This window comes from Streptomyces sp. NPDC030809 (assembly GCF_055572195.1).
This window is the reverse complement of record NZ_JBVIDV010000010.1, coordinates 209850-223584: the sequence shown is the minus strand read 5'-3', so window position 1 is coordinate 223584 and position 13735 is coordinate 209850. Positions and strand designations below refer to the sequence as shown.

The following is a 13735-nucleotide window of genomic DNA, read 5'->3' as shown; positions in this document are numbered from 1 at the left end:
TACGCCACCTCCGTCGCAGAATTGAGCGGTTCGCCTCATTGCGCGACGGCCTTCGCCCAAGCAGGGCCGCCCCCACGCAGAAACGGCGGGGGCGGCCCTGCCCGATCAGTGCCCGCCCGTCCTCCCACGACCACCACGCCGCGCTAACCGTCCGCCATCCTGCTACCACAATGCGGGGTCCTACGCGAACGCCGGGATCGCCAGGAGGGCGGTGCCGTAGTTGGTGCAGGTGGCCAGGGTGAGGATGAAGAGGGTGGCGGCGGTGTTGCCGGCTGTGGGGCGCCAGCCGTTGCAGGCGACCGCGCGGTGGGGTTTGGCCGGGTTGTAGGCGACGCGGATGGTGTTGCCCTTGAAGTCGTTGTGGATGGGGCGGGTTTTGCCGGTGGTGTCGGTGTAGGCGTACGTGGCCTTGCCGTTGAGGTGGATCTGGGGGGCCTCGACCGTGATGCCGTGGCGGGGGAGGTACCAGCCTTCCCATGTGGCGAGCACGCCGCCGGCCACGCCGAAGTTGAAGAGCATGGCCAGGGAGCCGAGGAGGAAGGTGGCGATCGCGCGGCTCGGGTCCTGGCCGGCGAGGCCGACGGTGATGCTGAAGGCCGCCAGGGCGAGCAGCGCGGCGAGGGCCGAGCGTCGGAGGAGGGGGGACTTGGCGGGCTCGTCCCCGGCGTCCTCGTCCTCCGGGGCATCGGGCGTGCGGAGGCTGCGTACGGTGACGAGGGTGGAGCCGTCGATCGGGGCCTCGTCGGCGGGGCGTTCGGGGAGGGCCGCGTTCACGGTGTCGGCGAAGACGGTGGCGGCGGCTGCGCTCACGTCCTCCAGCCGGTAGGTGGTGGGGGTAGCGGTGCCGGGTGGGGCTGTCAGTGCGACCGTGACGTCGCGTCGTTCGGCGTGGATCCGGGCGATCGCTGCGAGCGGGATGCGCAGTTGCTCGTCGGGGCGGGTCAGGAGGAGGTCATCGCCCGCGGAGCGGAGTTCGGTGCCCCGGTTGCCGCGGAGGACGGGTATGGGCGAAGTGATCGACATGGGCGCGATCGTAGAGGCGGATCCGCCCTGGCGAGAAGGGGATTGGGCTTCCGGGCGGGTGTGGTGGTGACGTACCGTCCGCCTGTGGACATGGTCGATGTGGTGCTCGTGTGCTTCGCCGTCGCGTCGGGGGCGGGCTTCCTCTTCGGGCTGCTGTGGATGCAGGGCGAGCGGGAAGAGCTCAAGAGGATGACGGAGATCCAGGAGGAGGGCGTCGAGGTCCGGGCACGGCTGGTGAGCCTGGTGCCGTTCGGGACGAAGGGGTACGCGACCGCCTGGTACGAGTTCCGGGGCCCGGGCGGGGAGAAGCTCTCGCACCGGGAGGGCACGACGGCCGGTCCCGCGCACGTGGTGGGCGATACGTATCCGCTGGTCCACGTTCCGCAGCGGGCCAAGCGGGTGCACATGGGGCCGATGGCGGCGGTCCGCAAGGAGCGCCGGACCCGGGAGGGGTTCCTGAGGGCGACGTGGTGGCTGGTGGCCGTGTCGTTGGCGGCGGGCGTGCTCGCCGGGGTGGGGTTGGCCGTCGGTCCCTGATCCGTCACGCACCGTGTGCGGGCCGCCGCACCCCGGTCGCCGCCGCCCGCCAGGGCAGCCCCCCGGGATCGAACATACGATGGGCGGGAGCCGGCACACGGGCCCGGGGCCCCGCACCTGGTCCCCGCGACCGGGCCCCGCACCTGGTCCCCGTGCCGGCCGGTCCGGAGCACGTACGCCGGGGACGGGCGGAGGAACATGGCAGAGGCCAGTACCGGGGCCGGGGCCGGGGCTAGGGCCGCGCCTGCGCCCCCCGCGACGGACCCCGCCAAGCCCCCCGATGCCGCCGCCGCGCGGACCGTCATCCTCACCGTGGACGACGATCCCGGCGTGTCCCGTGCCATCGCCCGTGACCTGCGGCGGCACTACGGCGGCGGGTACCGGATCGTGCGGGCCGAATCCGGGGAGTCCGCGCTGGAGGCGCTGCGCGAGCTGAAGCTGCGCGGGGACCTGGTGGCGGTGATCCTTGCCGACTACCGGATGCCGCAGATGAACGGCATCGAGTTCCTGGAGCAGGCGCTCGGCGTGTACCCGGGGGCGCGGCGCGTGCTGCTGACCGCGTACGCCGACACCCACGCGGCCATCGACGCGATCAACATCGTCGACCTCGACCACTACCTGCTCAAGCCGTGGGACCCGCCCGAGGAGAAGCTCTACCCGGTCCTGGACGACCTCCTCACCGCTTGGCGCTCCAGCGACTACCGGCCCGTGCCCGCGACCAAGGTGGTCGGGCACCGCTGGTCGGCGCGCTCCTCTCGGGTGCGGGAGTTCCTCGCCCGCAACCAGGTGCCGTACCGCTGGTACTCCTCCGACGAGCCCGAGGGGCGCCGGCTGCTGGCGGCCGCCGGGGCCGACGGGCGACGGCTGCCCCTGGTCGTCGCCCCCGACGGGACCGCGCTCGTGGAGCCGGAGACCCCCGAGCTGGCCGCCCGCGTGGGGCTGGCGACGACCCCGGCCGCCGAGTTCTACGACCTCGTCGTGATCGGCGGCGGCCCGGCCGGGCTGGGCGCGGCGGTGTACGGGGCGTCCGAGGGGCTGCGTACGGTGCTCGTCGAGCGGTCGGCGACGGGCGGGCAGGCCGGGCAGAGCTCGCGGATCGAGAACTACCTCGGGTTCCCCGACGGGGTGTCCGGGGCGCAGCTCACCGAGCGGGCGCGGCGGCAGGCGAGCCGTTTCGGTGCGGAGATCCTCACGGCCCGGGAGGTCACGGGGCTGGAGGTGAGCGGTCCGGCGCGGGTGGTGCGCTTCTCCGACGGCTCGGCGGTGGCCGCGCACAGCGTGATCCTGGCGACCGGGGTCGCGTACCGGCAGCTGGGGGTGCCGGGCTGCGAGGACCTGACCGGGCGCGGGGTGTACTACGGCTCCTCGCTCACCGAGGCGGCGTCCTGCGAGGGCGAGGACGTGTACATCGTCGGGGGTGCGAACTCGGCAGGTCAGGCGGCGGTGTTCCTCGCGCGGGGCGCGAAGTCGGTGACCCTGCTGGTGCGCGGGGACTCGCTGACGGCGTCGATGTCGTACTACCTGGTCCAGCAGATCGAGGAGGCGCCGAACATCTCCGTACGGCCGCGGACCGTGGTCGAGGCGGCGCACGGGGCGGAGCACCTGGAACGGCTGACGCTGCGGGACGCGGTGACGGGCGCGGCCGAGGTCGTCGACGCGCAGTGGCTGTTCGTGTTCATCGGGGCGGCCCCGCGGACGGACTGGCTGGCCGGGACGGTTCTGCGCGACGAGCACGGCTTCATCCTGGCCGGGCCGGACCTCACGCCGGACGGGCGGCCGCCGGCGGAGTGGGAGCTCGACCGGCCGCCGTACCACCTGGAGACGAGCGTGCCGGGGGTGTTCGTGGCGGGCGACGCGCGGGCGCAGTCCGCGAAGCGGGTGGCCTCGGCGGTGGGCGAGGGGGCGATGGCGGTGATGCTGGTGCACCGGTGGCTGGAGCAGTCGTGAACGGGCCGCAGCTGGCAGGCGGGAGCCGGGCGGCGGTCAGGCGGTCAGTCGTGCAGGCGGTCAGTCGTGCAGGCCGGCAGGCAGGCAGGCAGGCGGGTGAGTGAGTCGTGAACGCTGAGGCGAGGAACCATGAGCGGCGCTGAGGTCATGTCGTGCGATCCGCGAGAGATCGCGTCGCTGTTCCTGTTCGAGGACCTCTCCCCCGAGCAGCTGGGGCGGCTGTGCTCGGAGGGGCGGGTGGAACGGTTCGGTCCCGGGCCCGTGTACACCGAGGGGGAGCCTGCCACCTGCTTCTACGTGATGATCGAGGGCACGGTCGTGCTCTACCGCCGGGTCGGGAGCGACGACGTGGAGGTGAGCCGCACCTCGCAGCGCGGGGTGTATGCGGGGGCCATGCAGGCGTATCTCGGGGAGCGGGTGCCGCAGACGTACGTGAACTCCATGCGGGTGACGGAGCCGACGCGGTTCTTCGTCCTGCCCGCGCAGTCGTTCGCGGACATCATGCGGGAGTGGTTCCCGATGGCCGCGCACCTGCTGGAGGGGCTGTTCTTCGGGTCCAAGAACACGCAGCGGGCCATCGGGCAGCGGGAGCGGCTGCTCGCACTCGGCTCACTGTCGGCTGGGCTCACGCACGAGCTCAACAATCCGGCGGCGGCCGCCGTACGGGCCACGGCCGCGCTGCGCGAGCGGGTCGGCAAGATGAGGCACAAGCTGGCGGTCATCGCCAAGGGGCCGTACACGCGCGAGACCCTCGCCGAACTCATCGAGATCCAGGAGCGGACGGCGGAACGCGTCGCCAAGGCGCCGGTGCTGAGCCCGCTGGAGGCGTCCGACCGGGAGGACGAGATCACCGACTGGCTCGACGACCACGGCATCCCGGAGGGCTGGCGGATCGCGCCCACGTTCGTGCAGGCGGGGCTGGACACGGACTGGCTGGACCAGGTGGCGGCGGGCGTGGCCGAGGACGTCCTGCCGGGGGCCGTCGGCTGGCTGAACTACACGGTCGAGACCGAGCTGCTGATGGACGAGATCGAGGACTCGACGAACCGGATCTCGAACCTGGTGGACGCGGCCAAGCAGTACGCGCAGCTGGACCGGGCGCCGCACCGCGACGTGGACGTGCACGAACTCCTCGACAGTACGCTGCTGATGCTGTCGGGCAAGATCGGGCCGCGGGTGCGGGTGGTGAAGGACTACGACCGGACCCTGCCGCCGGTGCCGGCGTACCCGGCGGAACTGAACCAGGTGTGGACCAACCTGATCGACAACGCGGTGGCTGCGATCGCGGGCGGAGGCGGCGGGGGCGAGGGCGAGGGCGGCGGGAACGAGGGGGCCGGGGGCGAGGGCGGCGGGGGCGAGGGCGGCGGGGGCGAGGGGACCCTGACGGTGCGGACGGCGCGGGAAGGGGACCGGCTCCTGGTGGAGTTCCGGGACACCGGGCCCGGAGTGCCGGAGGAGATCCGAGGGCGCATCTTCGACCCGTTCTTCACGACGAAACCGGTGGGGGAAGGCACGGGGCTCGGGCTCGACATCTCGTGGCGCATCGTCGTCAACAAGCACCACGGCAGCCTGCACGTGGAGTCCGTGCCGGGCGATACGCGCTTCCAGGTGCTGCTGCCGTTCACGGCGCCGGAGACCGAACCAGCGGAGGAGACACCATGACCGGGAGCAGCGGGACGGAAGGCGGAGCGGAGGGCCGGACGGAAGGCGGGACGGAAGGGATCGACCCGGGCGTCCCGCCCACGGGAACCGGCTGCGTGGAATGCGACGCGGTGGACGGCTGGTGGTTCCACCTGCGGCGCTGCGCGCAGTGCGGCCACATCGGCTGCTGCGACTACTCGCCGGGGCAGCACGCGACGGCGCACTGGAAGTCCACCGGGCACCCGCTGGTGCAGAGCTTCGAACCGGGTGAGGAGTGGTTCTGGAACTTCGACACCGGCGCCCTGTACGAGTCCGGCCCCGCCCTGGCCCCGCCGACGGCCCGCCCCCCGGAGCAGCCGTCCCCGGGCCCGGCCGACCGCGTCCCCGCCGACTGGACCCGCCTGCTGCACCGCTGACCGGCGGGGGCAGGCCGACGGGGGCAGGCCGACGGGGGCAGGCCGGCGCGGGCAGGCCGGCGCGGGCAGGAGGGCGCGTTCGGCCGGCCGTACGCTGAGTCCGCGCCCCGGAATGCCGCCCGGCCGGGCCGTGGCCGCGTCAGTGCGCCGGTGCGGGGGCGGCTGCCGCCGCGAGGAGGAAGTCGGCGAAGTGCTCGGTCAGGGGCTCGCCCGTCAGGGGCTCCAGGAACAGGAACTGCCCCTGCGGGTTCACCTCCAGCCACACCGGCTCGCCCTCCGGCGTCAGCTTGAGGTCCACCACGCCCATGCGCAGCCCCAGCCGGCCCAGCACCGCGGCGACCCGCAGCCGGAGGTCCTCCGGGACGGGCCAGACGGACATGGGCACGCTGAGGTCCGGGCGCCAGTCCAGTGCCTCGGTCTCGATCAGCGCGGCATACATCCGGTCCCCGAAGCAGTTGAGCCTGATGTGGCGGCGGCCCGGGACGTACTCCTGGTAGAAGGCCGGGCACACCTCGAAGGACGAGGCCGGGATGGACTCCGGGGCGTCGAGCCAGCGCGTGTACAGCGCCGGACCGCGCGCGCCGACGACGGGTTTGACGATGATCCGCCCGACGCGCCGCGTGAACGCGACGACCTCCTCGCGCGACTGCGACACCAGCGTCCGCGGCACGCGCAGCCCCGCCTCCCGGGCCACGCTCAACTGGTACACCTTGTCGGCGGCGCGATCGGTCGCCTGCGGCGAGGAGATCCACTGGCCCCGGAAGGCGGCGGCGAGGATGCCGCCGAGTGCGCCGCGGCAGTCGTTGTTGACGAGGCTGCGCTCGTGGGCGCCCCCGGCGTGCGCAGTGCTCTCCTGGTCCATCCTCGGCCGCCGCCACCACAGCAACTCCGCCTGGTCGACCGGGACTTCGAGGCCCTCGGAGGTGCGCAGCAACGCGGCGGGGGCGCCGGCTTCCCCGTCGCCGTGGGAGTGCCAGGAAAGCCCTTTGGTGCCGCTGACGTTGTCGGACTCCACGATGTGGAAGTCGCGGGAGCCCCGGCGGCGGACGGCGTGCTGGACGGCGAGGGCGTGCAGGTCGTCACGGTGGGAGACGGCCAGGATCACCGTACTTCTCCGTTCCGGTTCAGTGCATGCCGCAGTCGTCGCTGTTGCAGGCCTTGCCGAAGTTCGATCCCGTCTCGCAGGCCACCCCCGCGAGGCCGTCGGCGGCGATCTCCAGGCCGGTGGTCAGCCGGACCGCGGCCTCCCAGGCCCTCAGCTGCTCGGGGGTCTCCAACGGGACGAAGGAGTTCGCCTGGACGGCGAGGACGACGGGAGGCGGCATCTTCACGAGGCCTTCGACGTTGTCGTCCAGTGGATCGCCGAGCTTGAATTCAGGCACGATCCTCACCTCGGATCCGTAGCCGATGTGCAGGTGCACCCCCTTCCATCGAAGCACGGCCGTGCCTGCCGCGCGCGCCCGGCCGCCCCGCCCCGGGCCGGGGAACCGCCCGCCCGGGGGCGGTGCCAGGGGGCGGTTCCAGGGGGCGGTTCCAGGGGGCGGTTCCAGGGGGCCGCTCCCCCGGCGGGCGGCCGGCCGGACCTGCGGTGGGTGTCCCTCCTGGGGCGCTGGTGCGGGAGCGCGGGCCGCAGGAGGGACGGGCCGGTTACGGCAGCTTCGCGAACGGGGAGAGGAAGGCGCGGGCGCCCGGCGTGTCCAGGCGGTACGAGACGTTGGTCGCGTAGCACGGGCCGTCGCCCGTGATGGTGGTGGCGACCAGGGTCAGCCGGCCGCCCAGCGCGGCGAAGTTCGGACCGCCCGAATCCCCGTAGCACGCACCGCCGTTGCCCTGCGGGGCGGTCATGGCGAGGCGGACCCAGGCCGGGTTGAGGGCGTCGAAGGAGACGGGCGCCTTCATGCGGACCCCGCCGCCGGGGTGCGTCAGGCCGCCGGGACCGCGTACGGCCTCCTGGGTGCCGTACCCCGCGACGGAGAACGGAGTGGCGTTCAGCCCCTGCGGGCCCAGCGCGTCGAGCGCGCCGGCCTTGGGCAGGGTGGCGGGGGTGAACGACCAGCGCGCCTTCATCCCGGCGGCCGGCAGCTCGATGACGGAGATGTCATGGTTGTCGGCGGCCGGACCCGGGTACTCCGGGTGCGTGTGGGCGACGCCCTCCACGGCGACGGCCTTCGCCACGGCCGTCGGGTCACCGGGGAACCGGCCGGCCGCAGCGTCGAGGCCGGCCTGCACGTCCTGGTCCAGGGAGACGTAGAACCGCACGTTCGCCGGCCAGTCGGTGGTGCAGTGCGCGGCGGTCAGGAAGGTGTCGGCATCGATCATGGTGCCGGAGCACACCCAGTCGACCCGGTCGGGCGTGGCGGGATTTCCGTCGTTGTCCCAGGTGGCGACGAGGGCGCCGACCTCGGTGCGCTCAGGTGCCGGTGCGGCGTTGTACGAGTTGATCGCCGAGGAGGGCAGGGCGGCGCCGAGGACGAGGGCGCAGGCCGCGGCGGTGACGGCGCTCAGACGTGCGGTGACGGCAGTCAAGGGAAACCCTTCGTGTCGTGGGGCGGGGGTTCTCCTGTGGGGGCGAGCGACAGTGAAGCGCCGAAGGGCGGCCCCGGCAAGAGTTCCGGATCTTTTGGCTGCCGTTCCGCTCGTTTTCCCGTGGCCGGAGGGAAGCTGGTCGGGTTCTGTCGTGCGCGACGGTCCCACGGCACCGATTTGCGGCGCCCGGCGCCCGGTGCCCGGCCGGGATACGCTCGGAACAGCAGTTCTCGTCTGGTGTGGAACCCCGCTCCAAGGAGCGATGATCATGACAGAACGTCACCTCACCGTACGGCGGCGAGCGGCTGCGTCCGAGGCCGCGGTCTGGGCCGTGCTTGCAGATTTCCCGGGACTGGGCGGCGTGTGGGACGGGATCAGGGCGTCGCGTCCCCTGGGCGACCGGACCGCAGGGGTGGGGGCCCGCCGGACGGTGGTGCTGAAGCCGGTGGGCACGATGGCCGAGACCGTCACCGCCTGGGAGGAGGGCCGGGTGCTCGCGACGGCGAACGAACCCTCCGCGCTCGTCCCGTTCAAGGCGGCGAACTCCCGGCTCGTCCTCCGGCCGGAGGGCGACGGCACGGCGATGACCTTCGACTACCGCTACGTCCCCCGCGGCGGGCCCCTCGGACGCCTCACCGGCCCCGTGATCGACAGGATGCTGACCGCGAGCTTCGCCGACATGCTGGCCGCCGTCGAGGCGGCGGCCCGCAAGGCGGCCTGAGCGGGGTGGCGCTCGTCCGCGTCGCCGTCACGCGCCGTCGGGCGGTTCGTCCACGAAGTGGTGGGACGGGTGGGGGTGCATGAGGAAGTCGTGGTGGGAGATGTTCCACGCGTACGCCCCCGCCAGGGCGAAGGCGACCCGGTCGCCCGCCCGCAGCCCCGGCGCCGGCACACGGCGGGCCAGGAGGTCCTTGGGGGTGCAGAGCTGGCCCGAGAGGGTGCTCTCCGCCCGCCGGGTCTCCGGGCGCGGCCAGGGATGGGGCCAGTGCTCGACGGGGAGGACCGTGCAGGGCTGGTCGTGCCCCTTCGTGGCCGGGGTCCGCAGGTGGTGGGTCCCGCCGCGGACCACCGCGAATGCCTCGCCGTGGCTGTCCTTCACGTCCAGGACGTCGGTGGCGTACCAGCCGCAGTACGCGGTCAGGGCGCGGCCCGGTTCGATGCGCAGGGTCAGGCCGGGGTGGGCGGCTGTGAGGGCGGCCAGGCCGCGGCCGTAGGCGTGCCAGTCGAAGCGCCGCGCGGGCTCGGCGTACGAGACGTGCATGCCGCCTCCGACGTTCACCTCGGCGAGCCGGAAGCGGTGGCGTGCGGCCAGGCCGGCGGCCCAGGTGGTGATCGACCCGGCCGCCGCGAGCAGGTCGGGGGCCTCCAGACCGCTGGCCAAGTGGGCGTGCACGCCCAGCAGTTCGAGCTGGGGACAGGAGCCGTCGGTGAGCATTCGGACGGCCGTGTCGGCGTCCGCCGGGTCCAGGCCGAAGGGGGTGGGGCGGCCGCCCATGGCCAGCGAACTGCCTGCCAGGGCGGTCCCGTCCAGCGGGAGGTTGAAGCGGAGCAGGACGCCCGCCCGGGGCGCCTGCCCGCGGGCCGCGGGCCGCCCCGCGGAGTGCCCGGAGGACGGCCCCGCGGAGTGTTCGGAGGCGCGTGCGGCCAGGGCCGCCAGCATGCGGAGGTCGTGCAGGCTCTCCACGTGGAAGCGTTCGACACCGCGGTCCAGGGCGGCCGCCACCTCGGCCGGGGTCTTGCCGGGGCCGCCGAAGGCGAGCGGCCGGCCGGGCACGGCCTTGGCCACGTGCGCGAGCTCACCGCCGGAGGACACCTCGTAGCCGTCGACGTACGGTGCGAGGGCGGCCAGGATCTCCGCCTCGGGATTGGCCTTGGCGGCGTAGTACAGCTCGACTTGCGGGGGCAGGGCCGCCCGCACCGCGGCCGCGTGCGCGCGCAGGGCGGCCAGGTCGTAGACGTACGCGGGCAGGTCGGCCGTGTCCAGGGACAGGATCCGCTGCCGGGCCGCGGGGGTGAGCAGGGGCCGGTTCATCGGGCGTCGCTCCAGGAGGTCTCTTCGCGGGCGGCCTCCGAGAGGGCGGCCCCGGGCGGCGGTGCGCTCGCGGACAGACCGGCCTCGGACAGGTCTGCCTCGGACAGACCGGCCTCGGACAGGTCTGCCTCGGACAGACCGGCCACCGACAGACCGGCCACCGACAGGGCCGCCTCCGAGAGGACCGCCTCCGCGAACGGGGAGGCCAGCCGTACGTAGCCGGCGTCCCGGTCGGCCTTGCGCTCCCAGCGGGTCAGCAGGTTCGCCTTGGCCGGCAGCGGTACGCCGGCCAGCAGGGCGGCGAGCCGCGGCGGGCAGCCGTGCTCGTCGGCGTACGCCCGGAGGGTGGCGCGGACCTGCGCCCACAGGGCGGCCTCCGTCTGCGGGTGCAGGTCGGCCAGGGCCGCGAGCACCTCGGCGGCGTGGTTGACCAGCAGGCAGTACACGACCCGGTCCCAGCCGCGCTGCGCGTCGTACGTCATGGGTCCCGCCACGTCGGCGGGCAGCGAGGCGAGCAGGTGGGCGTTGCGCTCGGGCAGCAGCTTGGTGCCCTCCAGGTCGCGGAAGAGGACCTGGGCGGGCATGCCGTCCTCGTCGACGCAGACCACGACGTTCTGCAGGTGCGGTTCCAGGACCAGGCCGTGGTCGAAGTAGGCGGCGAGCACCGGCGGGACGAGCAGCCTCAGGTACGCGCCCCACCAGTCGAGCGCGGTCTGCGGTCCGGCCCCCGCCAGGAGCCGGGAGAGGTGGCCCGGCCCGGTGGGGTACTCGTCGGCGACCGCGGCGGCGAGGAGCGGGGTGGTGCCGGGCAGGAGCCGCCGCGACAGGCCCTCGCGGACGATCACGCCGAACCCTTCGAGCAGGGAGCGGTCGGCCGTGCCGTCGGGGCCGGGCAGGGCGAGGCTGCGGTAGGCGGGCTCGCGCAGCACGGCGCTGCCGGGGAAGCGGTCGGCCAGGTCGGTCAGCGCGGGCTCCAGCAGGCGGGTCAGGGCCACCGCGCCGGTCAGTTCGTAACTGCTGTTCTTGCGCAGGCAGTTGGTGATGCGGACGTTGAGGCTGAACTTCAGGAAGGCATCCCCGTCGTACAGGGTGCGTACCGATGCGGTCGCGGCGAAGGGCCGCGCGCCCGGCCCGAGGTCGAGGACGTCCCCGCAGGCGAGCGCGGCCTGCAGGCGCGGGTGCTCGCGAAGCATCTCGTACTGCCACGGGTGGGCGGGCAGCAGCCGGTAGCCCTCCGGCAGGCCGGGGTGCAGCCGGTCCAGCGGGGCCAGGGGGTCGTCGGGGCCCTCGGCCCAGCTCCCCTCGGCGATCAGGTCCGTGCGGACGGCGAGGTGGCGGAGCGGGAAGACGGCCCCGGCCTCGGGGGCGTACGCCAGCCAGGACGCGGCGTCGCCGCTGCGGGCCTTGGGCGTGGGGTGGAAGCGGTGGCCGAAGACGAGGGACTGCTCGGAGGCGAGGTAGGCGCCGAGCCCGTCCTCCCGGGGCGCGCCCTCCGCGCCGGGGCGGCCCGCGGCACCGGGCAGCTCGTGCGCGCCCGGCAGTTCGTGCGCGCCCGGCAGGTCGTGCACGCCGGACGGGCCCCGTTCACCGGACGGGCCCCGTTCACCGGACAGGCCCCGTCCGCCGGGCAAGTCCCGTCCGCCGGACAGGTCCCCCTCACCGGACCGGTCCCGTCCACCGGACCGGTCCCGTCCACCGGACAGGTGCCCCTCACCGGACCGGTCCCGTCCACCGGGCGCCCGGCCGTCCGTGCGGGCGGCGAGAGCGGCGGTGACGGCGGCGTGGCCGGAGGCGACCTGGTCGAGGAACTCCTCGTTCCGCACGCCGGTCCGCAGGCACAGCTCGTCCTGGGTGTACTCGGCGAGGCGGCGCCAGTCGATCCGGGCCCAGCCGTCGCCGCGCTGCTCCGTCACGGGGCCGGTGAAGCGGTGGGCGCCCAGCAGCGAGGTCCGGCGCAGCGCGATGCGCAGCAGCACCCCGCGGCGCGGCAGGCGCAGCAGGAGGTGGCCGGCGGTGACGGCGCTCTGGTGCTCGGGGCCGGACACCTCGCGCAGCAGGCAGTTGAGCAGGGTGTGGGCGACGACTTCGTCGGCGGCCGGCAGCGCGGTGCCCTGCGGGTGGCCCAGTGGCTGGTGTGGCGAGTGGTGAAGGGGGGACATCGAGGGCTCCAGCGGGTGCGGATGGAACGGGCATTTCGTCGGGGGGACCGGCGCGGCAGCCGCCCCCGGCACTGCCGCCGCGGTCGGCGCCGCCGCCGGGATCGGCGGGGTCTGCGTTGGCGGGGTCGGCGGGGTCGGCGCCGTCCGTGTCGGTGGCGGCCGGTCGGCACCTGCCCTGCGGCGGCGGCCTCCGGTACGGGCCGTGAGGGCCAGTGCGCACAGGGCGCCCAGGGCGACCGCCCCGCCGGTGAGCACGGGCGCGACCGGGCCGTAGCGGCTGGTTCCGACGGCGGCGGCGACACCTGCGACGACGGCGCCGGCCTTGGAGAAGAACTCCAGCGAGCCGAACATGCTGCCGGGCGCCCGCCCCTTCGCGCATTCGGCGGCGAGCACCGACAGGCACACGAGCCCGAGCGTCAGACCGGCCCCGAGCAGCAGCCGTACGGCGAGCAGCGCGGCCAGGCCGTCGGCCGCGCCGTGCCCGGCGAGGCCGAGCGCGATGCAGCCGAAGCCCAGCGCGAGGCCGGCCCGCGGACGGCGGTGGAAGGCGGTGTGCACCGCCATCGCGGCCACCAGGTACAGCAGGTGGGGCACCGCGAAGACGATGCCCGAGACGAGCGGGGACGTGCCCGGTATCCGGTCCTCGACGAGGCGGACCAGGTAGGGGAAGGAGATGACGGTGGAGAAGACGAAGACGAACTCCAGGGCGTACAGGGCACGGAGCCGGGAGGTCTCGGCGCGGCTCGGGACGGCCCGGCCCTCCTCGGCGGGCTCCGGCGGGGCGCCGGTCGCCCGTCGGCCCTCCGCAGCCGCCCCCCGGGACTCCGGCAGGGCTGCGATGAGCACGGCGGCGGTCAGCGGCAGGACGGCGAGCAGCGCGTACTGGTGGTGCGGCGACATCCACGAGGACAGTGCGCCGACCGCCACGGGGGCGCAGACCAGCGCCGCCCGCGCCGCGCCCTGCATCAGCGTGAGGGCCTTGGACAGTTCCGGCCCTTCGAGGGCCGCCCCGAGGTAGCCGTTGGAGGCGGCGAAGGTACCGCCCAGGATGCCCTGGAGCACCAGCGCGGTGGTGAAGGCGGCGAGGGAGTCGGCCCAGCCCGCGACGAGGAAGGACACGGCCAGCCCGAGCTGGGCGCGCAGCAGCAGCCGTTTGCGTCCGAACCGGTCGGCGAGCCGCCCCCACAGCGGGGCTCCCACCGCGGCGAACACGGTGGGGACGACGTACAGGACGCCCGCCCACCGGGCCGTCGGGTCGCCGAGCCCGGGCAGGATCTCCGTGAGGTACGGAGGCAGCCCGAGCGCGGCGAAGGAGGCCACGAAGTAGCAGGCGGCGACGGCGTGCACCTGCCGTCGCCGGAGGGCGGGCGGGTCGCCGGAGGGCCCGCCGGGGGCCCGCCCCCGGCCGTCCGGTCCGCCCGCCGCGGCTGCTGTGGCGCTCATCGCGGTCCCCC

Annotated in this window: 10 protein-coding genes and 1 pseudogene; 5 read left to right on the top strand and 6 right to left on the bottom strand. The window is 74.4% G+C overall.

What is annotated here, in order from left to right:
* Positions 1-180 precede the first annotated feature (180 nt).
* The gene (locus tag ACZ407_RS16160; RefSeq protein WP_468128709.1) at positions 181-1023 is read right to left on the bottom strand and encodes a hypothetical protein; all 843 of its coding nucleotides are present in this window, start codon (positions 1021-1023) and stop codon (positions 181-183) included.
* 84 nt (positions 1024-1107) lie between these two features.
* On the opposite strand from ACZ407_RS16160, the gene ACZ407_RS16155 reads away from it, so the two are divergent.
* From ACZ407_RS16155 to ACZ407_RS16140, 4 genes are all read left to right on the top strand, one after another.
* On the top strand, positions 1108-1560 hold the full coding sequence (locus ACZ407_RS16155) for a hypothetical protein (RefSeq protein ID WP_468128708.1): 453 nt from the start codon (positions 1108-1110) through the stop codon (positions 1558-1560).
* 198 nt (positions 1561-1758) lie between these two features.
* Positions 1759-3507, top strand: a complete 1749-nt coding sequence (locus ACZ407_RS16150; protein ID WP_468128707.1) for an NAD(P)/FAD-dependent oxidoreductase — start codon at positions 1759-1761, stop codon at positions 3505-3507.
* Between the two features lie 147 nt (positions 3508-3654).
* On the top strand, positions 3655-5169 hold the full coding sequence (locus tag ACZ407_RS16145) for an ATP-binding protein (protein ID WP_468128749.1): 1515 nt from the start codon (positions 3655-3657) through the stop codon (positions 5167-5169).
* Positions 5166-5564, top strand: coding sequence for a UBP-type zinc finger domain-containing protein (locus tag ACZ407_RS16140; RefSeq protein WP_468128706.1), 399 nt, complete (start codon positions 5166-5168; stop codon positions 5562-5564). The genes ACZ407_RS16145 and ACZ407_RS16140 overlap by 4 nt, the downstream gene beginning before the upstream one ends.
* 139 nt (positions 5565-5703) lie before the next feature.
* On the opposite strand, the gene ACZ407_RS16135 is transcribed toward ACZ407_RS16140, so the two are convergent.
* From ACZ407_RS16135 to ACZ407_RS16125, 3 genes are all read right to left on the bottom strand, one after another.
* On the bottom strand, positions 5704-6669 hold the full coding sequence (locus ACZ407_RS16135; protein WP_468128705.1) for an ATP-grasp domain-containing protein: 966 nt from the start codon (positions 6667-6669) through the stop codon (positions 5704-5706).
* Positions 6670-6688: 19 nt separating this feature from the next.
* Complete coding sequence (locus ACZ407_RS16130) at positions 6689-6946, bottom strand: hypothetical protein (protein WP_468128704.1); 258 nt, start codon at positions 6944-6946, stop codon at positions 6689-6691.
* Positions 6947-7211: 265 nt separating this feature from the next.
* The gene (locus tag ACZ407_RS16125; protein ID WP_468128703.1) at positions 7212-8090 is read right to left on the bottom strand and encodes a trypsin-like serine protease; all 879 of its coding nucleotides are present in this window, start codon (positions 8088-8090) and stop codon (positions 7212-7214) included.
* Between the two features lie 268 nt (positions 8091-8358).
* Here ACZ407_RS16125 and ACZ407_RS16120 point away from each other — a divergent pair, with 268 nt between their 5' ends.
* On the top strand, positions 8359-8811 hold the full coding sequence (locus ACZ407_RS16120; RefSeq protein WP_468128702.1) for an SRPBCC family protein: 453 nt from the start codon (positions 8359-8361) through the stop codon (positions 8809-8811).
* A 27-nt stretch (positions 8812-8838) separates the two neighbouring features.
* Here the strand turns inward: ACZ407_RS16120 and ACZ407_RS16115 are convergent, their stop codons facing one another.
* Both ACZ407_RS16115 and ACZ407_RS16110 read right to left on the bottom strand, forming a co-directional pair.
* Positions 8839-10122, bottom strand: coding sequence for a type III PLP-dependent enzyme (locus ACZ407_RS16115; protein ID WP_468128701.1), 1284 nt, complete (start codon positions 10120-10122; stop codon positions 8839-8841).
* Positions 10123-10292: 170 nt separating this feature from the next.
* Positions 10293-13724 (bottom strand): annotated as a pseudogene (locus tag ACZ407_RS16110) (MFS transporter); the annotation flags it as partial.
* Positions 13725-13735: the final 11 nt, after the last annotated feature.

What these genes read in the sequence shown, in the direction of transcription:
- ACZ407_RS16160 (WP_468128709.1), bottom strand. Translation starts at nt 1,023, where the DNA reads ATGTCGATCACTTCGCCCATACCCGTCCTCCGCGGCAACCGGGGCACC.
- ACZ407_RS16150 (WP_468128707.1), top strand. Translation starts at nt 1,759, where the DNA reads ATGGCAGAGGCCAGTACCGGGGCCGGGGCCGGGGCTAGGGCCGCGCCT.
- ACZ407_RS16145 (WP_468128749.1), top strand. Translation starts at nt 3,655, where the DNA reads ATGTCGTGCGATCCGCGAGAGATCGCGTCGCTGTTCCTGTTCGAGGAC.
- ACZ407_RS16140 (WP_468128706.1), top strand. Translation starts at nt 5,166, where the DNA reads ATGACCGGGAGCAGCGGGACGGAAGGCGGAGCGGAGGGCCGGACGGAA.
- ACZ407_RS16120 (WP_468128702.1), top strand. Translation starts at nt 8,359, where the DNA reads ATGACAGAACGTCACCTCACCGTACGGCGGCGAGCGGCTGCGTCCGAG.
- ACZ407_RS16115 (WP_468128701.1), bottom strand. Translation starts at nt 10,122, where the DNA reads ATGAACCGGCCCCTGCTCACCCCCGCGGCCCGGCAGCGGATCCTGTCC.